We start from the raw sequence: 461 nt of genomic DNA, 5'->3' as shown, positions 1-461 counted from the left end.
GCGCCTGCGAGGCGCGCGCCACGGTATCGGTCACGGCAGCGACATCGGCCCAGGCATCCAGCATGCCGACTGCCTGCGAACCCTGGCCAGGAAAGACAAAAGCGATTTTCATGTTCGACCGTGTGGAGTGATTCAGAGTCTGTGGAATGTCGGGCGCGACATCCGGGCGGGCGCGGCAGTCCGCGTCCCGGCCGGACACGCCCTTACATGCGGGCCAGTACCGAACCCCAGGTGAATCCGCCGCCCACGCCCTGCATCAGCACGAGCTGGCCCGGCTTGACGCGGCCATCGCGGCGCGCGGCGTCAAGCGCCAACGGCACGCTGGCAGCGGAAGTATTGGCATGGCTGTCGACGGTGATGACAACCTTCTCGACCGGCACGGCAAGCTTGCGCGCCAGGAAATTGAGGATGCGGACGTTGGCTTGGTGCGGCACCAGCCAATCGACTTCGCTGATGTCGAC

Annotated in this window: 1 protein-coding gene; it reads right to left on the bottom strand. The window is 65.9% G+C overall.

Annotated features, from left to right (window positions below; translation table 11 throughout):
* Window positions 1-203 precede the first annotated feature (203 nt).
* On the bottom strand, window positions 204-461 hold a 258-nt coding region (locus RCF13_RS05160), incomplete at its 5' end, for a 3-oxoacyl-[acyl-carrier-protein] synthase III C-terminal domain-containing protein (protein WP_308140909.1).

The sequence above is a fragment of the Stenotrophomonas maltophilia group sp. RNC7 genome (genome assembly GCF_030910085.1).
GTDB lineage: Bacteria > Pseudomonadota > Gammaproteobacteria > Xanthomonadales > Xanthomonadaceae > Stenotrophomonas > Stenotrophomonas sepilia.
Note: the sequence above shows the minus strand (reverse complement) of the source record. Positions and strands in the feature narration are given on the sequence as shown.